Genomic DNA, 20,698 nt, shown 5'->3' with positions numbered 1-20,698 from the left:
TAAAATAAGATAGAGAGAATCTACAGATAAGAGAAGACTATGACAAAAGAAATCGGTGTCGGCAAGGCACACAGTAAAATTATTTTAATGGGAGAGCATTCGGTGGTCTATGGCTATCCGGCTATTTCCCTGCCTCTTAATCGTATCGAAGTGACCTGTCAGGTCTTTCCGTCTGAGCGGGCCTGGACCCTCTACGCCGAGGATACGCTGTCTATGGCCGTTTTTGCCTGTCTGGAACATCTAGGTCGGCAGGGAGCTAAGATTCGCTGTCAGGTGGAGTCCATGGTCCCTGAGAAGCGGGGGATGGGGTCTTCAGCTGCGGTTAGTATTGCAGCTATTCGGGCGGTCTTTGACTACTTTGAGGAAGAACTGGATGACCAAACACTGGAGATTCTAGCCAATCGGGCAGAGATGATTGCTCATATGAATCCCAGCGGCCTTGATGCCAAGACCTGCCTTAGCGATGTAGCTATTAAATTCATCCGCAATTTCGGTTTCAGCGAGATTGAGCTAAATCTGGATGCCTTTTTAGTCATTGCAGATACTGGTATTCACGGTCATACCCGCGAAGCTATCCGTACTGTAGAAAGTCAGGGTCAAAAGGCTCTGCCCTTGCTTCAGGAATTGGGGAATTTAACGAAAATCCTTGAGAAGGCTATTTCTATCAAGGACCTGATGACAATGGGGCAAGCTATGACCAAGGCTCACGAGAAGCTAGCCAAGCTAGGAGTGTCTTGCCAGAAAGCGGATGAGTTGGTAGCGGCAGCTCTTGAAATGGGAGCTTTGGGAGCTAAAATGAGCGGCGGTGGTCTGGGCGGCTGTGTCATTGCTCTTGTAGGAGAAAGAAGTCAGGCGGAGGCCTTAGCCGCCTTATTGAGAGAGAAAGGGGCCATTAACACATGGATCGAAAGTCTGTAAGTGTCAAATCCTATGCCAATATTGCAATTATCAAATATTGGGGGAAGAAAGATACAGAAAAGATGATTCCGTCTACCAGTAGTATCTCGCTGACACTGGAAAATATGTATACCGAGACGCAACTGAGTCCTTTGCCGGATACAGCGACTGGAGATGAATTTTATATTGACGGTCAGCTGCAAAGCCCAGCAGAACATGCTAAAATCAGTAAGATTATTGACCGTTTTCGCTCTCCAGAAGATGGTTTTGTCCGAGTTGATACCAGTAACAATATGCCAACAGCAGCGGGTCTGTCTTCCAGCTCCAGTGGTCTATCAGCCCTAGTCAAGGCCTGCAATGCTTATTTTCAGACGGGCTATCAGACGCAAGAGCTGGCTCAGCTGGCCAAGTTTGCTTCAGGGTCCTCTGCTCGGTCTTTCTTTGGTCCGCTAGCGGCCTGGGATAAGGAAAGTGGGGCCATTTATCCAGTCAAGACGGATTTGAAATTAGCCATGATAATGCTGGTTCTGCACGATGAGAAAAAGCCTATTTCCAGCCGCGACGGTATGGAGCTCTGTGCTAAAACTTCCACGATTTTCCCCGATTGGATTGCCCAGTCTGCCTTGGATTATCAGGCCATGCTTGGCTATTTGCAGGACAATGATTTTGCCAAGGTTGGTCAGCTGACGGAAGAAAATGCTCTTCGGATGCATGCTACAACAGAAAAAGCTTATCCGCCGTTTTCTTATCTGACAGAGGAGTCTTACCATGCTATGGATGCTGTCAGAAAGCTGCGGGAGCAGGGCGAGCGTTGCTACTTTACCATGGACGCAGGGCCAAATGTCAAGGTGCTCTGCTTGGAGGAAGACCTAGACCATCTGGTTGCTATTTTTGAGAAGGACTACCGGCTTATCGTCTCCAAAACAAAGGACTTGTCAGATGAAAGCTAGTGCAAGAGTCCAAACCTGCGGCAAGCTTTATCTGGCGGGTGAATATGCAGTGCTAACGGCCGGTCAGCCGGCCATTATCAAGGCCATTCCCATATATATGATTGGAGAAATCCAGACAGCGCCTGACTATCGCTTGACATCAGATATGTTCGAACACAGCGCTAACCTAGAGCCAGACCCTGATTATGCCTTGATTCAGGAGGCGATAGGGGTTATGAATGCTTATTTGCAGGACTTAGACTACCAACTTCTGCCTTTTTCTCTGAAGATTAGCGGCAAAATGGAAAAAAATGGGAAGAAGTTTGGGATTGGCTCCAGCGGTAGTGTGGTTATTCTGACTCTCAAGGTTATGGCAGCACTTTACGAGCTTGACTTAGAGCTAGAGCTACTCTTTAAGCTGGCTTCCTATGTTCTCCTCAAGCTCGGAGACAATGGTTCCATGGGAGATCTAGCCTGCATTGTCTATGAAGATCTGATTTATTATCGGTCTTTTGATAGAGAGCTGGTCCGCAAGCGTATGGACAAAGTTGATTTACAGCAATTACTAGCAGAGGATTGGGGCTTTGAAATTCGCAGCATTAAGCCTGGCTTAGCCATGGATTTTCTAGTTGGCTGGACCAAGCAGCCAGCGATTTCTAAGGACTTGGTCAATCAGGTCAAGTCAGCTATTTCAGAGTCCTTTTTGACAGACAGTAGGACACAGGTTGATGCTTTGGAGAGAGCTTTATTAGCAGGAGAGAAGCTTGCTATTCAGTCTAGTCTGGAAAAGGCTAGCCGGCTCTTAGAAACGCTCAGTCCAGCTATTTATACAGACAGGCTGAAAGTCTTAAAAGAAGCGGCAGAGGGACTGAACTGTGTGGCTAAGAGCAGTGGTGCCGGCGGTGGCGACTGCGGGATTGCTCTCAGCTTTGATGCTACATCTAGCAACCAACTGATTCAAGCCTGGCAAGCAGCTGGCATTGAGCTATTATACAGAGAAAGGATGGGCCATGATGAGCCAGAATCGTAAGGACGACCATATCAAATACGCTTTAGAGCAGCGTCCGGGTTACAACAGTTTTGATGAAATGGAACTGGTTCACCGTTCTTTGCCCAAGTATGATTTGGCGGAGATTGATCTATCTACTCACTTTGCTGGTCGTGACTGGGAGTTTCCCTTTTACATCAATGCCATGACTGGCGGCAGCCAAAAAGGCGGTCAAATCAATGAAAAGCTGGCTCAAGTAGCTGAAAGTTGCGGCCTTCTTTTTGTAACTGGCTCTTACAGCGCGGCCTTGAAGAATCCTTCTGATCCTTCCTATCGGGTGGCGGCTGGTCGGCCTAATTTATTGCTGGCTACCAATATCGGCTTGGACAAGCATTATCAAGCCGCCCAGCAGGCAGTAGCTGATTTGAAGCCCCTCTTTTTGCAGGTCCATGTCAATCTCATGCAGGAATTGCTGATGCCAGAGGGCGAGCGGGAGTTTCGCTCTTGGCTCCAGCACTTGACTGATTATAGTCAGCGACTGGATCTTCCCCTAATTCTTAAAGAAGTTGGCTTTGGCATGGATCGCTCTACTGTTGAAGAAGCGCGCTCCTTGGGGATTCAGACTTTTGACCTTTCTGGTCGGGGCGGCACTAGCTTTGCCTATATTGAAAATCAGCGGGGTGGCAATCGTGACTACCTCAATGATTGGGGACAATCTACTCTGCAGAGCCTGTTGGCGCTTCAGCTATTGCGCGATGAGGTCGAACTCTTGGCTAGTGGAGGTGTCCGCCATCCTTTGGATATGATCAAAGCCTTGGTCTTAGGAGCCAAGGCGGTCGGCCTCTCTCGTACCATGCTGGACTTGGTGGAAAATCACTCAGTGGAAGAAGTTATTGATATTGTAGAAGGTTGGAAATCAGATCTGCGTCTCATCATGTGCGCCCTATCCTGCCGAAACTTGCAAGAATTAAAGAATGTTCCCTATCTACTCTACGGTCGGCTAAAAGAAGCTCAGGAACAGATTGACTAAAAAGCATAAAGACATACAAAAAAGGCCATCAAGGCCTTTTTACTTGTCCTGTTTTCGTAAGTCAGTTAGTATTTCTTGAGCAGCAGCGAGGTTGAAAGTCTTCATGGCTGTTAAGCGATTGGCTACAGCAGCAATTTCTTCGCCTTGGGCTCCAGCTTGTAATGCTAAAGATTTGGCTTGCAATTTCATATGTCCGGCTTGGATGCCAGTGCTGACCAGGGCTTTGAGGGCAGCGAAATTTTGTGCCAATCCGACCGATACGATGAGGGAAGCCAATTCCTTGGCTTGAGGCTGCCCCAGCAAGTCAAAGCTGGCTGCCACTGCTGGATTGAGGCCGATGGAGCCTCCCTTAGTTGCAATGGGCATGGGCAGGGTCATCTGACCATGAAGCTGGCGTTTGTATGGGTCTGCCGTCCAAGTAGAGAGGCCACGGTAGCTTCCTTCTCGGCTGGCATAGGCGTGAGCACCGGCTTCCACAGCCCTCCAGTCATTTCCAGTAGCCAGCACCAAAGCATCAATACCATTAAAGATACCTTTATTGTGGGTAGCTGCCCGGTAAGGGTCGACCTGAGCTAATTTGCTGGCCAGCTGCATCTTATCCGCAAGAAGTTCTGCCTCAGCCTTATCCCGACTGAGAAAGCGATAGTCGATGACACAGCGGGCTGTTACTAGGCTATCTGTTGCATAGTTTGACAGGATAGCCATCAGACTCTTACCGCCAGTCAGATCTTCCAGAGGAAGGGTGAGGGCCTCCAGCATGGTGTTGAGCATATTGGCTCCCATAGCTTCCTGCGTATCCACAGATAGATAGAAAATGAGGAAGTCTTCCTTTGGCTCCAGCCAGAGATCTCTAGCTCCGCCCCCACGGGCAACAATTGATGGATAGGCTTGGTTGGCCTGCTCCAGTAACTCTTTCTTTTTTTTGAGAACATTTTTAATAGCTTGGTCTGGATTATCAACCTGATAGAGGGCGATTTGCCCAATCATCTGGCGTTTGTGAACCTCGGTCTCAAATCCGCCTGACCGTTTGATAATCTTAGCCGCAAAGCTAGCCGCTGCTACAACAGATGGCTCTTCTGTCACAAAAGGAACTTGATAGCTTTTGCCATCCACCAAAAAGTCTGGCACTAGAGAGTAGGGCAAGGCTAGAGTGGCCAGTACATTTTCACTCATCTGGTTGGCCGTTTCCAGAGGCAAAGTCTGCTGACTGTCTAGCAGCTGCCAATGTTCATCTTGTAAAAGTCCCTTTTCTTTCAGCATCTGCAGCCGTTCAGCAGGAGTTTTTTTGGAAAATCCAGTCCAGTTTACTTTCATGATGATTTCTCAACTTTGATGTACTTGCGCTGGTGCTCTGCAATTTCTGCCAGAGCAAAGCTTTGATTTTCATAGCCGGAGAAGCTGGCATTTCCCTTTTCATCCAGCTCAGCTTCTTCAAAAAAGATGCGCTCGTAGTCTGCGATGGAAAGAGCCTGACGCTGGTCTAATTCCTCTAGGCGTGTCTGGGATAGATGCTTTTCATAGCCCTCTACCAAATTGGCACTAAAGATTTCAGAGACAGCTCCGCTGCCATAACCAAAGAGAGCAATCCGATCGCCAGCCTTGAGGTTGTCAGAGTTTTCTAAAAGAGACAGGAGGCCTAGGAAGAGGGAGCCTGTATAGATATTTCCAACCTTTTGACTGTAAAGAATGGAGGCTTCAAAGTTCTTTCTAAGCTGATCTTGCTGCTCTTGAGGCAGGCTTTTATCCATGATTTTATTGAGGCCTTTAAGGGCAAGTTTTGGATAGGGCAGGTGGAAGCAGTAGGCCGCAAAATCTTTGAGAGCTAGCTTGTGGCGCTTCTGGTACTCCATCCAAGTTGTCTTTAAGCTATCCAGATACTGCTGGGTTGAATAGAGCCCGTTGACATAAGGTGTTGTCGAGTAATTTGGGCGCCAAAAATCCATGACATCGCGTGTCTGGGCCACATTATCATCATTGAAAGCGAGGATACGAGGATTGCTGCTAATCAGCATAGAAATAGCTCCTGCTCCCTGAGTTGGTTCGCCAGGTGTGTTAATGCCATACTTGGCAATGTCACTAGCTAACACCAAAACTTTGCTGTCTGGATGTTTTTCGATATGGAGCTTGGCATAGTCCAGTGCAGCAGTTGCCCCATAGCAGGCTTCCTTGATTTCAAAGCTTCGGGCAAAAGGTTGGATACCCAAAAGGCCATGGACAAAAACGGCTGCTGCCTTACTCTGGTCAATCCCTGACTCAGTAGCCACGATGACCATATCAATCTTTTCTTTGTCCTCTGCTGTCAGGATGGGCTCTGCTGCCGCTGCTCCCAAGGTAACAATATCCTCAGTCAGAGGAGCAATGCTTAGTTCCTTGAGCAAGAGTCCCTTGCTAAGCTTGTCTGGGTCAGTCCCACGGGCTGCCGCTAAATCATTTAATTTTAAGACATAATTACTGGTCGCAAAACCGATTTTGTCGATTCCGATTGTCATTATAAGACCTCTTTAAATCCTTTTATTCTAGTATATTCCGAAGACTATTTTACCATACTTAGGAATAAAACTCTTACAAAAACATCTAATCTCAGCTAAATCAGGCTTAAGTTGTATTTTCCAAAATAAAAACAGCAGATGGCTCTACTGTTTGTTTGCTGTGAGTTTGGTTTGGCGCTTTTTTAAATAGTGATAGAGCTTGAGTACGACAGTGCCGCTGGCCATGCCGATCGAGATGACCAAGGCCAGAATGACTACCAGAGTGGCGTGAATCATGGCCTGGCTGTAGTCACCAGTGACAAAGAAGGCAGTTGTCCGATAGGAAATGTAGCCTGGGACCAAAGGCGCTAGAATGGCCAAAATAAAAACAACAGCGGGCGTTTTATAGATGATGCTGAGGATTTGGCTGACGCAGGAACCAATGATAGCAGCCACAAAGGTTGCTATGATGACGTTGGTCGGTCCTTTGAGCAGAAGGTAGAGTAGCCAAATAGCCATGCCCAGCACTCCGCCGGGAATCAGCATACTGCGCTGGACATTTAAAACGATTAAAAAGGTAATGATAGCCAGTAGGCTGGCAACTGCTTGCAGTAAGAAAGTCAAGATTGTCATAGGCTTATTTCATAATAAGGAGGGCGACAGAGGTACCTGCACCGAGAGCAAGAGTGATGAGGAGCGATTCAAAGAGCTTGCTCATCCCAGAGTTGATATGGTTGGTCATGATGTCACGCACAGAGTTGGTCAGAGCAATGCCGGGCACAAAAGGCATGACAGAACCCGCAATAATCAAATCATCTGTGGAGTTAAAACCAGAATAGCGTGTCCAGATATGAGCCAGCAGTCCAAAAACGAAGGCTCCAGCAAAAGCTGTCACAAAAGGAATGCGGATATATTTGTCCACATACAAAGAGAAGGCAAAGCCAAAGAAGGTAGCAATGGCAGCCCCCAAAGCATCGTAGAAATTTCCACCAAACATGATGGAGAAGAAGGGAGCACTGAGCGTTGCTGCTGCAATCAGCTGCTTGTTGTTATAGGGCAGTTCCTTAACTTTGAGGCGATTCAGCTCATCAAAAGCCTCTTGAAGGCTGATTTCTCCTGTTACCAACTGACGGGAGACCTGATTGACATCGCAGACCTTTTCAATGTTGTAGTTGGTCTTGAGATTACGTTTCATCCGTGAAACATTTGTATTTTCAATCGAAAAGAAAATAGCCACTGGCATTGCTAAGGCATTGCAGTTGATGATCTCTTGTGAATGTGCGATGCGAATCATGGTGTCTTCTACCCGATAGGTCTCGGATCCGCTCTGTAGCAGCAGTGTCCCCGCCAGCATGATGACATCTACCGCCAGATTGAAATCTTTGGCTTCTTCCCTGATACCTTTCTCTGTCATTTCCCTAATCCTTTTCCTAGTATAGCAATAGAACCATTATACCATAAAGCCTCTTAAAAATATCATCAAGTTAGCAGCCATTTGGACTCATAGATACAAAAAAGAAGATTGGAGATTTCCAATCTTCTTTCAAATGGTTTGTAAGTCTTTAGTCGTTTATTAGCTCAAAGCATCGTCCATAGAGAGCACTTCGTGGAAGACACGTTGAGTCAATTCAGTCTTTTGCTCTGGAGTCAAGTACTTAGTATTTACACAGTAACCTGAGATACGAACGATAACATCTTCGCCAGACATAATCTTCTCGTAAACATCCTTCAAGTCCATAACGTTCAAGTTAACGTGTTGTCCACCGTTTTCAAAGTAACCATCAAGGATTGTTACCAAGTTGTCTACTTGTTCGTCATGAGTCTTACCAAGCGCACGAGGTGATACTTGAGTTGTCAGGGAAATACCGTCAGCTGCGTAACTGAAGTCCAAGCTAGCAAGAGAGTTAAGGTTTTGCAACCAGCCACCTTTTGCTTTGTTAGATGGGTTAGCACCTGGTGAGAAGAATTCCAATTTAGACAAGTTTACGCTGCCATCTTCGTTGAGGTACACTCCTTTATGGACTGGTGAGTTACCAGTTTGTTTAGAGTAAGCAACGTTAGATGTGATAGTCAGAAGAGACACAGTAGCTTCTGCATTCTTATACAGTTTGTGGCTGCGCAGACGAGTTGTGTAAGCTTCAACCAACCATTCAGCCAATTCGTTTGAGCGAGGATCATCTTCACCCCAACGTGGGTAATCACCGATTGTTTCGTAATCGTAGATATAGCCGTTTTCGTCGCGGATTGGCTTAACAGTTGCATACTTGATAGCAGACAAGGTATCAACAGTGTTGGCAAATCCACAGATACCGAATCCCATGTTAGCGCGTTGGTAAGTTGGCAAGAAGGCCATTTGAACAGCTTCGTAGTTGTACTTGTCAGTCATGTAGTGGATGATGTTCAAGGCATCTACGTAAGTGTCAGTCAACCAGTCCAGAGATTTTTCAAAGTTCGCTTTAACTGATTCGAAGTCAAGAACTTCGTCACGGATAGGCTCGATGTCAAATACCTTGTAGTCTTTATGAACATCGTCGTAACCGCCGTTGAGACCTGTCAGAAGGGCTTTCAGTACGTTTACACGAGCACCAAAGTATTGGATGTTGTGGCGTTGTTCTTCATTTTCAGGGTCAAGTGGAGACACACAGCAAGAGATACAGCTCATTTCACCGTAACCGTCTCTAGCCATTGTTGTTACACCTTCGTATTGGATAGAAGAGTGCTTGTGGCTCATGTGCATACAGTAGCGACGGAATGAGTATGGAAGTTTATCAGTCCAGAGAACAGTCAAGTTTGGCTCTGGAGAGTTACCAATGTTGTCAAGTGTGTTAAGGAAACGGTAGTCCATCTTTGTAACACGGTGACGGCCATCATTACCCATACCTGCCATAGAAGTAGTGATGAAGGTTGGGTCACCAGAGTAAAGTTGGTCGTAAGCTTTTGTACGAGCAAACTTCACTGTACGAAGTTTCATAACGAAATCATCAACAAATTCTTGGATTTCTGATTCAGTGTAAGTACCGCGAGCCAAGTCACGTTCAGCATAGATGTCAAGAACGATAGGCACACGTCCAAGAGAAGTAGCAGCACCGTTGATAACACGGCAGACAGCCATGAAGGCGATGTTAGTCCATTGGATAGCTTCTTTAACGTCAAAAGCAGGACGGCGAACATCTACTCCGTAAAGGTCACCAAGTTTTACAACTTCACCAAGTGCTTGGTATTGCAGGTTGATTTCTTCGCGCAGACGGATTGTTTCTTCGTCAATATCAGTCAAACCATTCCAGTCGCGAACTTTTTCAGCCATGAGGTAGTCAGCTCCATAAAGAGCAAGACGTGCGTAAACCCCGATGATACGTCCACGTGAGTAAGCATCTGGAAGACCAGTTACAGTGTGGGCGTGACGAGCACGGCGGATGTTAGAAGTGTAAGCACGGAAGATACCGTCGTTTACTGTAGTAACATATTTAGTAAAGATTTCATGAACAGCAGGATCTGGTTCGTATCCATTTTCTTTCAAAGTAGTTTCAGCCATGCGGATACCACCTTTTGGCATGAAGTTCAATTTGAAGAGTTCGTCGTTTTGGATACCGTAAATCAGTTCGTTGTCCTTGTCAATGTAACCAGCGTCGATATCAGCGATAGATGCTGGACGAGTGTCCATTGGGAAACGAGTTTCTTCGTAGTGAGCTTTTGTTTCTTCTACGATTTTCTTGATGTGGAGTGAGCGCTCAGTAGGACCTGCCAAGAAGCTTTCATCTCCATCATAAGGTGTGTAGTTAGCTTGAACGAAGCGAGAAACACTTGCTTTCTCTTTCCAGTCTTCACCTTTGAAGCCTTCCCAAGCTTTGTCAAAAATATCTTGAGCTTCAACAACTGTTTTTACAACCATTTGATTTTCCTCTTTATTCTAGCAACAATAAACTGTTACATTTATGAGTAAAGTATATCATACGGTAATCGGTTTCACAAACCATTTTCGGCAGAAAGAAAGACTTTCTTTTATAATACAGAAAGTAAAAAGTCTCAGATGTGTACTATAGATTTGAAAAACATAACTCTTTTCAAATATTTTGGAAAAATGGGTAAAAAAGTTATAATAAAAGTAATTAAAATGTCATACAAAAATTACTGACGAAGAATCTTACTTTTAAAATACTTTTTACAAGAATAAAAAAACTGTTTCAGATTTATTTGAGCAAAAAGGGCCGACTTTGTGAAAGCTCATAAGCTGAAATTTATGGCAGGAGAAAGGAGGAGGCATGCTGATTTTTCCACTGATTAACGATACATCTCGGAAGATTATCCACATTGATATGGATGCTTTTTTCGCTTCGGTGGAAGAGCGGGATAATCCTAAGTTAAAGGGGCATCCGGTCATCATCGGCAGCGACCCACGCTTGACTGGAGGTCGTGGTGTCGTCTCCACCTGCAATTATGAGGCCAGAAAGTTCGGAGTTCATTCGGCTATGAGCTCCAAGGAAGCCTATGAGCGCTGCCCGCAGGGGATTTTTATCTCGGGGAATTACGAAAAATATCAGGCGGTCGGCTTGCAGATCCGAGAAATTTTCAAACGCTATACGGACTTGATTGAGCCAATGAGCATCGACGAGGCTTATCTGGATGTAACGGAAAACAAGCTTGGGATTAAATCCGCAGTCAAAATAGCCAAGCTGATTCAGCACGATATCTGGAATGAACTCCATCTGACAGCTTCGGCAGGCGTTTCTTATAATAAGTTTCTGGCCAAGATTGCCAGCGACTATGAGAAGCCTCATGGTCTGACTGTTATTCTACCTGAGGAAGCTGAGGCCTTTCTGGCGCCTATGGATATTGCTAAGTTTCATGGGGTAGGCAAGAAAAGCGTTGAAAAACTGCATGAAATGGGAGTTTATACTGGTGCAGATCTGCTCAAGATACCGGAAATGACCTTGATTGATAAGTTTGGTCGCTTTGGTTTTGATCTCTACCGTAAAGCGCGTGGCATCAGTAATAGTCCAGTCAAGTCCAATCGCATCCGTAAGTCAATCGGGAAGGAGCGAACCTATGCCAAACTGCTCTATAGTGAGGAGGATATCAAGAAAGAGCTGACCCTGTTGGCACAGAAGGTAGAAAATAGCTTGACTAAGCATGATAAGAAAGGACGAACCATCGTTCTGAAAATCCGCTATGCCGATTTCTCCACCTTGACTAAAAGGAAAAGTTTGAATCTTGCCACTCGAGACAAGGAGCAAATCGAGCGAACTGCGCATGAGATATACGATAGCTTGGAAGAGCAACCACGAGGTATCCGTCTGCTAGGACTGACAATGACGGGGTTTGAATAAAGATAAAGGCTTGGTTCGTTACCGGGCTTTTTTAGATATAGCTTTTAGTATGAGAGAGTTGCTTGTGACGAGTTTCTAAGTTGTCTGATGATTTTCATTGACTAAAAATAATCTTTTTTGAAAAAATACTGGACAAAGTTTTCTGTGTCTGTTATACTAGGTCTATAAAATAAAAAACCGTCTAGTCGGTTTTTTGAAAAGAAAGGAGCAGAAATGAAGAAATCTGTAGTAGAAAAAACAAGCGAGCACATCCTCAAGTTGAATCAGGAGATGGATCGGCAGCTGGAAGGTCAGAAAGAGTTTTTGCAGCAGCATGCAGAAAAGCTGAAAAAGATGTCACAGGGTGAGAATGGCATACGCTATTCTAAGTGGGGAGTCAAAGCTGGATATGCTGTCCTTGCTGGTGGCTTGCTGACTTCTGTCTTTAGCCCTTGGCGAGGACTGGGTATTATGGCAGTAGGGGGTCTGAGCCTTGCCTCCAATCTCTGGCATATCCGGCGATTGCAAAATCAAGAAAGGAGCAAGTAGCAGAGAAATGGCCTGTCTTAAGCATCAGAGTCAGGACAACTTAGAAACTAAAAGCAGCAGGTAGTATCTAGACGATGCTGACGTATCTTTTAGCACCAATTAGTCCATATTTGCTTTTTATTTTAGGCAAGGACTAAAAGACTACGTTTTCTATTTGGCGCAGGTCTTTATTTTTTATAACAAAACAAACCGAATGGTCGGATTTTAAAAATCTGCGTTTCAAAACAGGCAATCATCTGAAAGACTGAGAGTAAAGGATGCCTTTGTCCAGTTTTCGGATGACTTTTCACTATTCTACATTTGATAAGGAGTTATCGTATGAACAAACAAACACATGTAGAGCCAGAGACAAGGCATATCCTGCCCTTTCTGGCCTGGACTTTTGGCATTACCTGGGGAGCCTGGCTGCTTCAGTATATTTTAACCGCCCTGAAGCTGACCAGCGGGGCTGAGCCTTTGGGCCTTGCTCTCAATTTCATCGGGGGCTTCGGACCGACCTTGGGAACTTTTATCAGCCTCAAAATTTCTCATCCCAAGAAGATGCTGGACTTTATCTTCTCCCATGCTAAGGGCTGGTGGATTTACATGCTGGTCTTCTGTCTGGTTCGGGTTTTGACCCTTTTTATCGCTAATCCAGCCTTGCCGCCCCTGAATGCCATTCTGATGTTTCCTCTGGGCTGGACCTTTGTCACCTTTGTTGGAGGCGGGAACGAAGAGCTGGGCTGGCGGGGCCTCCTGCAGCCGGCTCTGGAGAAAAAATTCTGCTTCCCTCTGGCAACTGTCATCACGGCTCTGGTCTGGGTGGCCTGGCATCTGCCCCTCTGGCTGATTCCGGGAACGAGTCAAAGTCAGATTTCTTTGCTCTTCTATCTCTCCTTTGGTATCTTGCTCTGTTTCTGTATGGCGGTTCTCTACAAGCAGACGGCCTCTGTCTTTGCCTGCATGGTCTTTCACGGCTGCATTAACTTTGCTCAGGCGACGATTGTCGGCAGTGCTACAAATGGCGGAAGGTATCTCAGCTTCCAGGCTGCTAATCTGCTCATGACCGCTCTGCTGGTCGGCTGGTGGTATTGGAAGGGCAACCGGAAAGGAGTTCAGAAAGATGCAGGCTAAAAATCTTGGCAATCGCTCTTCTGCCAAAGAAAAAGGAGTAATCATATGAACACACAAACACATGTAGAGCCAGAGACAAGGCATATCCTGCCCTTTCTGGTCTGGACTTTTGGCATTAGCTGGGGATCCTGGTTGATTCTGTATATTTTAGCCGCCCTGAAGCTGACCAGCGGGGCTGAGCCTTTGGGCTATGCTCTCATTATCATCGGTGGCTTCGGACCGGCCTTGGGAACTTTTATCAGCCTCAAAATTTCTCATCCTAAGAAGATGCTGGACTTTATCTTTTCTCATGCTAAGGGCTGGTGGATTTATATGCTGGCCTTCTGTCTGATTCGGATTTTGACCCTTTTTATCGCCAATCCAGCCCTGCCGCCTCTGAATGCCGTTCTGATGTTTCCTCTGGGCTGGACCTTTATCACCTTTGCTGGAGGCGGCAATGAAGAGTTGGGCTGGCGGGGAGTGCTGCAGCCGGCTCTGGAGAAAAAATTCTCCTTCCCTCTGGCAACTGTCATCACGGCTCTGGTCTGGGTGGCCTGGCATCTGCCCCTCTGGCTGATTCCGGGAACGAGTCAAAGTCAGGTTTCTTTGCCCTTCTATATTTTCTTTTGTATCCTGCTCAGTTTCTGTCTGGCGGTTCTCTACAAGCAGACGGCCTCTGTCTTTGCCTGCATGGTCTTTCACGGCTGCATTAACTTTGCTCAGGCGACGATTGTCGGCAGCGCTACAAATGGCGGAAGGTATCTCAGCTTCCAGGCTGCTAATCTGCTCATGACCGCTCTGCTGGTCGGCTGGTGGTACTGGAAGGGCAATCGGAAAGGAGTTCAGAAAGATGCAGGCTAAAAATCTTGGCAATCGCTCTTCTGCCAAAGAAAAAGGAGTAATCATATGAAAACACAAACACATGTAGAGCCAGAGACAAGGCATATTTGGCCTTTCTTAGCTTGGACCTTTGGTATCAGCTGGTCTGCCTGGCTGGCTTCGGCTTTCCTGAGGATTCCTATTATTTCTCAGGTCCTAACCATCGCTGGTGTTTTTGGCCCGGCCATTGGAGCCAAACTGGTCTTAGGAAAATCGTTCAAGGAGCTCTTGGCTTCTATCGGATCGGCCCGAAAAAGGACTTGGGTCCATCTCTTGATTTTGACAATTCTTTATACCCTTTCCATAGTCTTTTGGAGCCCGCTCCTGCCTGGTTTTAGCCCCCTCAGGATTGCTCTGCTTTTTCTCATGACGACTTTTCTGACAGGCGGCAATGAAGAGATTGGCTGGCAAGGTTTTCTGCAGCCGACTCTGGAAAGACTTCTGCCCTTTCCGATAGCGACTGTAACAACCGGTCTGATTTGGGCTGTCTGGCATCTGCCCCTCTTCTTTACCCCCGGCAGCAGTCAGGCAGGGACTTCTTTTCTAGTCTTTACTGCCGCCTGCCTGCTCGCCCGTTTCTGGCTGGCGGCTCTTTACAAGGTCAGTCAGTCCATCCTTTACTGTGTTCTTTTCCACGGGGCCATCAATACCATTGGTGAAGGCATTTTCCTGGGGAAGGGGACGGAAAATCCGCTCTTTTTCCTAGGCTATATCTTGATGGCGGCTTACAGTATCTATCTTTGGTATCAAAGGGATCAGCAAGACAAGGCTTAAAGATATTTTTATGATTTTGTATTTCTCCGGCTTTTTTGGTAGAATAAAGCTATATTAGAAACAAAGGGGAACAGAATGGCGCAGCGAAAAGACAAATCCCAGGCCATGAGAGAAAAAATTTTAAATACAGCAACCCAGCTCTTTATCCAAAAGGGGTCCGAAAAGACCAGTATGCAGGATATTGCTCAGACGGCGGGCATCTCCAAGGGGGCTATCTACCATCATTTCAAGTCAAAAGATGAGATTGTCCTTGCGGTGTTGAGGAGCCGGCAGGAGCTGATGGAAGAAGAGATGAAGCAGTGGCTCAAGGCTACGGAAAATCTGACTGGCAGGGAGCAGCTGCAGACCATCCTCAAGTCTAATCTGGAAAGTCAGACAGCCCGGGCTACGGACGGCATTGTGGGTGAGTATGAGAAGGACGCGGGCTTTATTTTGACCATGATGCGGGACAATCTGCGGATAGGCGCCCCTGTGGTCAGTGACATTATCAAAAAAGGGATGGCAGATGGCTCCCTTCAGACCCAGTATCCGGACCAGGCTGCAGAAGTTTTTCTGCTGCTGGTGAACTTCTGGATGCATGGGACCGCTTTTGAAAGTGAGCCCGAAAAACTGCCAGAACGTTTCCATTTTCTGCAGTTTATGATGACCTCGGTCGGTCTGGATATCTTTACTGACGAGCTCCTGCAGCTCTTTAGCCAGAAAAATAAGGAATAAAAAAAGGCTGGGACAGAACTAAAAAATTTAATTCTGTCCCAGCCTTTTTATTTATGTGCTGAATATACTGTGGATATCTTCCTCGGTCAGGCCGATTAGGGGGTCGATTTTCAGGAAATTTTCTTCTGTCAAGACATAGTTTTCCACAGGTGTTTTCATTTTATCCACAGGAGTGTGGATAAGTTCCTGTGGGGCTTCTAGGTCAGCAAAACGCTCGACCAGATAGGTTTTACGGGCGGTGCCGGTGTTTTTGACGGCATAGTCAAAGGCTACTTTTTCCCCAAGCAGGATCAGCTTGCTCTTGGCCCGGGTAATGGCTGTGTAGATGAGGTTGCGCTGGAGCATGCGGTGGCTGCTGCGGGTGATAGGCAGGATGACCACGGGAAACTCGCTGCCCTGAGACTTGTGGATGCTCATGGCGTAGGCCAGGCGGATCTTGTACCATTCGCTGCGCGGGTAGATGATTTCATTGCCGTCAAAGTTGATGGTCAGCTCGTCCTGCTTGGAGTCGGTGTATTTGCCAGGCAAGAGGTCGGTGATGTAGCCTAAGTCACCGTTGAAGACATTGCTTTCAGCATCATTGACCAAGTGGATAACCCTATCTCCTTGGCGATACTGACAGTCGGGAGTTTCAAAGGTCAATTCATCTTTCTCTACAGGATTGATGAGATTTTGCATAAGATTGTTAATCTGGTCAATGCCGGCTGGCCCCCGATACATAGGTGCTAATACCTGAACATCTTGAGCTGGGATACCGCTGCGAATGGCTGCGCTAGCGATTTTCTCAATCATAGGCGGGATATGCTCATTTCTAGCTTCAAAATAAGAGCGGTCCGCTTTTTTGTCTGTAAAATCTGCTGGTAAAATACCCTTCTGAATCTGGCTAGCCAGTGTAACGATTGTAGACTCTTCGCTCTGCCGATAGATGGTTTCCAGCTTGGTCTGTGGAATAGTCGGTATCTGCAGCAAATCTGCCAGAACCTGACCGGGACTGACAGAGGGCAGTTGGTCTGCATCTCCGACAATCAAGAGTTTGGTCTGAGAGGAGATATTGCTGAGCAGCTGATTAGCCAACCAAGTATCCACCATGGAAAATTCATCCACAATGATAAAATCAGCATCTAGATAATCATCCAAATGACTGGTATCATCATCGCCAGTCATCCCCAAATGGCGGTGGATAGTGGCACTAGGAAGACCGGTTAATTCGTTCATGCGACGAGCAGCACGACCAGTGGGAGCCGCTAGCAGAATCGGCAGATCATTGACCTTTCGCAGATCCAAACCGCGAAGCTGGGCGTAGACTGCGATGATACAGTTGATAACGGTAGTTTTTCCAGTACCCGGTCCGCCGGTTAGGATAAAGACCTTCTGATTGATAGCCTGGCGGATGGCTTCTTTTTGGATACTGTCATAGGAGATGCCGGAGTTCTCCTCCACTTGCTGGATAGCCGCAGTAATTTTATCTGCGTCAAAGCAGTCTTGCTCTCCTTTTTCCAGCAGACGGACCAGATTGCTTTTTATTCCTTGTTCAGCAAAAAATAGGCTGTTTTCAAAAATCTTGGTCTCTACATTTTGGACCTTATCTTCCTCAATCAGATGGGCCAGCTCATCAGCGACTAGACTAGGGTCCAGCTCCACTTGGCGTGAGCTTTCTAAGAGCTCGATGGTATGCTCTAGTAAATCACGAGCTTCAACATAAGTATCTCCCCGCTCCATAGACTGGGTCAGCAAAGTATGGACAAGGCCAGCCCGAAAACGCTCAGGGGCATCACTTTGGATGCCCAGTTCTTCTGCCAAGTGGTCAGCGATTTTAAAGCCGATTCCCTGAATATCCTCTACCAGCTGATAGGGAAATTTTTCGACAATATCCAGCGTTTCTTCCTTGTAGGTATCCTGGATTTGAAAAGCCAGCTTGTTGGGAATGCCGTAGGCTGCCAGCTTGGCTAGTACCATCTCAGTTCCGTAGTTAAGTCTGAGCTTGGCGACAAAGGCCTCGCGGTTCTTAGCTGCCAAGCCGTTTATTTGAGTCAGCTTTTCCGGCTCTGCTAAAATCTTATCAATGGTGTCCTCGGTATCTTCTCCGTAGAGTTGGACGATTTTTTGAGCAGTCTTGACCCCGATGCCCTTGAAATGGTCGCTGGAGAAGTATTTTACTAGGCCATTGCTGCTGGGTTTGGCACGCTCATAGCGGGAAATTTTCAGCTGCTGGCCATATTTTGGGTGCTGGACAAGACTGCCCCAGAAGCTGTAGTCTTCGCCTTCCATGACATCTGCCATAGATCCGGTGACAATGATTTCAAAATCTTCAAAATCCTCGGCATCCGTATCCTCAATATCTAAGAGCAGGATGCGGAAAAAGTTGCTGGGATTTTCAAAAATAATGCGTTCAATCGTTCCTGAAAAGTAAAATTCCATAGTTTATAGGTTCTTCTTTTAAAACGAACCCAGTTGACGTTCAACTGAGTTCGATATGCTTAATAGGTCTTAAAAGGCAGCAGCGGCCAGAAGCGGAACTTAGCTTCGCCCTGGATTTGTTCTTTTTGGAAGGTGCCGACTTGGCGACTATCCTTGGAAACAATCCGGTCGTCACCCAGAAGCAGGTATTCATCATCCAGAAGCTTGATGTTGAAGACAGGGCTGCCTTCACTATCAACAGTGAAGGCTTGAGCCTGAGCTGCGAGTTTTCTGAAAAACACACCATTGTCATCATAATCATCCCCAGTATAAGTGGATTGGAGCTTGTCTTCTTTAAATTTTTTGATGTAGTCTGTCAGGTAAGGCTCGTCTGTTTTTTTGCCGTTGATGTAAAGAGTATCATTTTCATACTGAATAGTATCACCCGGCATACCGATAACCCGCTTGACAATCTCCTTGGTCGTTCCGTCATTATCTGTCTCAGTGGCGACAACGATATCAAATCGGTCAATTGACTGATATTTAAGCACAAGTAGATATTCCCCATTGGCCAGCGTAGGGTCCATAGAGTGGCCATCTACCTTTACAGGGGACCAGAGATAGAGCCGTGATAGGATAATGATAGAGATAAAGATGATAAAGAGCCCCCATTCTTTGAGAATGACAACGGCAGTATTTGATTTTTTCATAGGTTACCTTTCTAGAAGTTTTTGTGCTTTTTCAGTATTTTTAAAGTGAAGTTTAGCAGAATGCTGCAGACCGGCCATTCCATAGGTTTGAAGAATCTGGCTGGCAACTTGGTCGCTCTTGCTTCCGGCTCCGCTAGGCAGGGTATAGCCTAACTCTTGACTGAGATTTTCTAGATTTTCCAGAAAGAGGTCACGAGCGATAATAGAGCTGACTGCAACAGCTAGGAACTTTCCTTCAGCCTTTTCAATCAGACTTACCGGATTTGGGAAATGATTTTTTTCCTGCTTTAGGTATTTATTGTAGTTTTGCTGGCTGGTAAAGGCATCGATGACGATTTTTTCGGGATTGATGCCTTTTTGCAGCAGTAGGTAAATAGCTTGATTATGTAAGGCTACCTTGACAGAGACGGCGTTGTAGCCAGAAGCGATGACTTCATTGTACTTCTCTGGCGATAGGAGCAGAGCTTGATGAGCAATCTTTTCTTTCAAGACAGGAGCTAGTTGGCGAATCTTGCTATCGTTCAAGGTTTTAGAATCACCGACACCCAGTTTTCTCAGAAAGTCGTGCTGGTCTGGAGTGACGAAAGAAGCTACGACGGCTAGACCTCCAAAGTAGGAGCCGTTTCCGACCTCATCCGTCCCAATGAGGGCAAAATTCTGAGAAGCAGGACTATAACTGGATTTGCCTGCTTGATGGCCAAAAAAGCCAGCGTAGTGAGCAGCTTTTGCCCCTTGAAAGAGAACTTTTCCGGAGCTAAATACACTGACCGTCGCCTGATCCAGCCGGAAGAAATATTGAATATGTGGGTTCTTGCTGGGAGCCAGCTGGCTCTGATATTTCTCAACAAAAGCCTGAATTTCTTGCTGTTTGGGACTGAGGGTGATACTTTCCATACCCCCTATTGTACCATAAAAAGGAAAAGTCGAAAGTCATAAGATTAAAAATCTTACAAAAATTTTGTAGGAAAGCACCACTGCTTGCAATGTCAAAAAAGATGAAAAAGAGAGTCCTTGTCTAGTTCCAAGTGTTTTTATAACTGACAAAGGGCTTCTTTTTTGATATAATACAATGAGGTGATTTTATGGCAAATTTGAATCGATATAAATTTACATTTGGAAACAAGACCTTAACTCTAACAACAGAACACGATAATCTCTTTATGGAAGAAGTAGAACGGGTAGCAAAGGAAAAATACAAGGCTATCAAAGAGCAAATGCCTGCAGCAGATGATGAAGTCCTGGCGATTTTGCTGGCGGTCAATAGCCTATCTACCCAGCTCAGCCGCGAGATTGAGTTTGATGACAAGGAAAAAGAACTAGAAGATTTTCGTCACAAAATGCTCAGTGAGCTGAGAGAAAAGTCGGGTAAATAGAGGAGAAATAATGCTTTCTATTATTATTTTACTAATATTAGCCTGGAGCTTTTATATTGGCTACTCGCGTGGTATTGTTCTGCAGGGCTATTATGCTGCTGCAACCATGGTTTCTATGCTGGTGGCTGGAGCTTTTTATAAGAGCTTGGCTAAGTTTATCAGCCTCTGGGTGCCTTATGCCAGCGCGACTCAGGGCTCTTCGACCTATTTTTTCCCTAGCTCCCAACTTTTTCACTTGGACCAGGTTTTTTATGCTGGTTTGGCCTATCTCATTATTTTTACGGCTGTCTACATCCTTGGGCGCTTTTTCGGGATTTTTGCGAATCTGATTCCCTACCCCAATAAGCTGGACACCAAATGGTACAATGTGACCAGCGGAGCCATCGCTGTTTGCATCTCTATTTTTGTTTTGGGAATGTGCCTGACTATTTTAGCGACGGTGCCGATGGAGATGGTTCAGGAGCGGCTCAACAGCAGCTTCATGATTCGCTTTATTGTCAAGTATACACCTATCACATCCAATATCCTCAAAGATCTCTGGGTGAATCAAGTTATCGGATAAAAGACGACTCAGTTGGCCTGCTAGCTGGGTTCT

At 46.1% G+C, this 20,698-nt stretch carries 20 protein-coding genes; 12 read left to right on the top strand and 8 right to left on the bottom strand.

Features of this window, described 5'->3' with window-relative positions:
- Window positions 1-39: 39 nt before the first annotated feature.
- Genes mvk through fni form a run of 4 tightly spaced genes read left to right on the top strand, consistent with a single transcriptional unit; the run spans window position 40 to window position 3,844 of the window.
- Window positions 40-918, top strand: coding sequence for a mevalonate kinase (gene mvk, locus O3620_RS03380; RefSeq protein WP_161543542.1), 879 nt, complete (start codon window positions 40-42; stop codon window positions 916-918).
- The gene (gene mvaD / locus O3620_RS03375) at window positions 900-1,847 is read left to right on the top strand and encodes a diphosphomevalonate decarboxylase (protein WP_161543541.1); all 948 of its coding nucleotides are present in this window, start codon (window positions 900-902) and stop codon (window positions 1,845-1,847) included. The genes mvk and mvaD overlap by 19 nt, the downstream gene beginning before the upstream one ends.
- Entirely contained in the window at window positions 1,837-2,856 is a 1,020-nt protein-coding gene (locus O3620_RS03370) for a phosphomevalonate kinase (RefSeq protein ID WP_002919716.1), read from the top strand. Before mvaD ends, O3620_RS03370 begins: the two co-directional genes overlap by 11 nt.
- Window positions 2,837-3,844, top strand: coding sequence for a type 2 isopentenyl-diphosphate Delta-isomerase (fni, locus tag O3620_RS03365; protein WP_002919715.1), 1,008 nt, complete (start codon window positions 2,837-2,839; stop codon window positions 3,842-3,844). The genes O3620_RS03370 and fni overlap by 20 nt, the downstream gene beginning before the upstream one ends.
- Window positions 3,845-3,883: 39 nt before the next feature.
- Here fni and O3620_RS03360 read toward each other — a convergent pair whose 3' ends face one another.
- The 5 genes from O3620_RS03360 to pflB form a co-directional block, all read right to left on the bottom strand.
- Window positions 3,884-5,158, bottom strand: coding sequence for a hydroxymethylglutaryl-CoA reductase, degradative (locus O3620_RS03360; RefSeq protein ID WP_002919713.1), 1,275 nt, complete (start codon window positions 5,156-5,158; stop codon window positions 3,884-3,886).
- The gene (locus O3620_RS03355; protein WP_002919711.1) at window positions 5,155-6,333 is read right to left on the bottom strand and encodes a hydroxymethylglutaryl-CoA synthase; all 1,179 of its coding nucleotides are present in this window, start codon (window positions 6,331-6,333) and stop codon (window positions 5,155-5,157) included. The genes O3620_RS03360 and O3620_RS03355 overlap by 4 nt, the downstream gene beginning before the upstream one ends.
- A gap of 144 nt (window positions 6,334-6,477) precedes the next feature.
- Complete coding sequence (locus O3620_RS03350) at window positions 6,478-6,945, bottom strand: threonine/serine exporter family protein (RefSeq protein ID WP_002903393.1); 468 nt, start codon at window positions 6,943-6,945, stop codon at window positions 6,478-6,480.
- Between the two features lie 4 nt (window positions 6,946-6,949).
- Complete coding sequence (locus tag O3620_RS03345; RefSeq protein ID WP_002918175.1) at window positions 6,950-7,726, bottom strand: threonine/serine exporter family protein; 777 nt, start codon at window positions 7,724-7,726, stop codon at window positions 6,950-6,952.
- 159 nt (window positions 7,727-7,885) lie between these two features.
- Window positions 7,886-10,201, bottom strand: a complete 2,316-nt coding sequence (pflB, locus tag O3620_RS03340; protein ID WP_002918174.1) for a formate C-acetyltransferase — start codon at window positions 10,199-10,201, stop codon at window positions 7,886-7,888.
- A gap of 370 nt (window positions 10,202-10,571) precedes the next feature.
- Between pflB and dinB the strand changes: the two genes are divergently transcribed.
- From dinB to O3620_RS03310, 6 genes are all read left to right on the top strand, one after another.
- On the top strand, window positions 10,572-11,636 hold the full coding sequence (gene dinB / locus O3620_RS03335; RefSeq protein WP_002918173.1) for a DNA polymerase IV: 1,065 nt from the start codon (window positions 10,572-10,574) through the stop codon (window positions 11,634-11,636).
- A 213-nt stretch (window positions 11,637-11,849) separates the two neighbouring features.
- The gene (locus tag O3620_RS03330; RefSeq protein ID WP_002918171.1) at window positions 11,850-12,164 is read left to right on the top strand and encodes a hypothetical protein; all 315 of its coding nucleotides are present in this window, start codon (window positions 11,850-11,852) and stop codon (window positions 12,162-12,164) included.
- 318 nt (window positions 12,165-12,482) lie between these two features.
- Window positions 12,483-13,277: a CPBP family intramembrane glutamic endopeptidase gene (locus O3620_RS03325; protein WP_002918170.1), complete on the top strand. Its 795-nt coding sequence runs from the start codon at window positions 12,483-12,485 to the stop codon at window positions 13,275-13,277.
- Between the two features lie 45 nt (window positions 13,278-13,322).
- Window positions 13,323-14,117 carry a CPBP family intramembrane glutamic endopeptidase gene (locus tag O3620_RS03320; protein WP_002918169.1) on the top strand — a complete coding sequence of 265 codons (795 nt, stop codon included), beginning with the start codon at window positions 13,323-13,325 and terminating at the stop codon, window positions 14,115-14,117.
- Window positions 14,118-14,162: 45 nt separating this feature from the next.
- Window positions 14,163-14,909 carry a CPBP family intramembrane glutamic endopeptidase gene (locus O3620_RS03315; protein WP_032913008.1) on the top strand — a complete coding sequence of 249 codons (747 nt, stop codon included), beginning with the start codon at window positions 14,163-14,165 and terminating at the stop codon, window positions 14,907-14,909.
- Between the two features lie 75 nt (window positions 14,910-14,984).
- Window positions 14,985-15,623: a TetR/AcrR family transcriptional regulator gene (locus O3620_RS03310; RefSeq protein WP_002918167.1), complete on the top strand. Its 639-nt coding sequence runs from the start codon at window positions 14,985-14,987 to the stop codon at window positions 15,621-15,623.
- A gap of 51 nt (window positions 15,624-15,674) precedes the next feature.
- Here O3620_RS03310 and O3620_RS03305 read toward each other — a convergent pair whose 3' ends face one another.
- The 3 genes from O3620_RS03305 to rnhC are packed head-to-tail and all read right to left on the bottom strand — an operon-like array spanning window position 15,675 to window position 19,624.
- Entirely contained in the window at window positions 15,675-18,041 is a 2,367-nt protein-coding gene (locus O3620_RS03305; RefSeq protein WP_002918165.1) for an ATP-dependent RecD-like DNA helicase, read from the bottom strand.
- Window positions 18,042-18,100: 59 nt separating this feature from the next.
- Window positions 18,101-18,730 (bottom strand): signal peptidase I, encoded by a 630-nt coding sequence (gene lepB, locus O3620_RS03300; RefSeq protein WP_002918164.1) that lies wholly within the window; start codon window positions 18,728-18,730, stop codon window positions 18,101-18,103.
- A gap of 3 nt (window positions 18,731-18,733) precedes the next feature.
- The gene (gene rnhC, locus O3620_RS03295) at window positions 18,734-19,624 is read right to left on the bottom strand and encodes a ribonuclease HIII (RefSeq protein ID WP_002919704.1); all 891 of its coding nucleotides are present in this window, start codon (window positions 19,622-19,624) and stop codon (window positions 18,734-18,736) included.
- A gap of 188 nt (window positions 19,625-19,812) precedes the next feature.
- Between rnhC and O3620_RS03290 the strand changes: the two genes are divergently transcribed.
- Both O3620_RS03290 and O3620_RS03285 read left to right on the top strand, forming a co-directional pair.
- Window positions 19,813-20,103 (top strand): hypothetical protein, encoded by a 291-nt coding sequence (locus O3620_RS03290; RefSeq protein WP_002919703.1) that lies wholly within the window; start codon window positions 19,813-19,815, stop codon window positions 20,101-20,103.
- A gap of 10 nt (window positions 20,104-20,113) precedes the next feature.
- A complete protein-coding gene (locus tag O3620_RS03285; protein ID WP_002901497.1) occupies window positions 20,114-20,665 on the top strand; it encodes a CvpA family protein in 552 nt (183 codons plus the stop codon).
- Window positions 20,666-20,698 lie beyond the last annotated feature (33 nt).

It is taken from the genome of Streptococcus sp. 27098_8_134, assembly GCF_041431675.1.
Lineage (GTDB): Bacteria > Bacillota > Bacilli > Lactobacillales > Streptococcaceae > Streptococcus > Streptococcus sanguinis_R.
The sequence above is the reverse complement of the archived record's forward strand: the minus strand, read 5'-3'. Positions and strand labels throughout refer to the sequence as shown.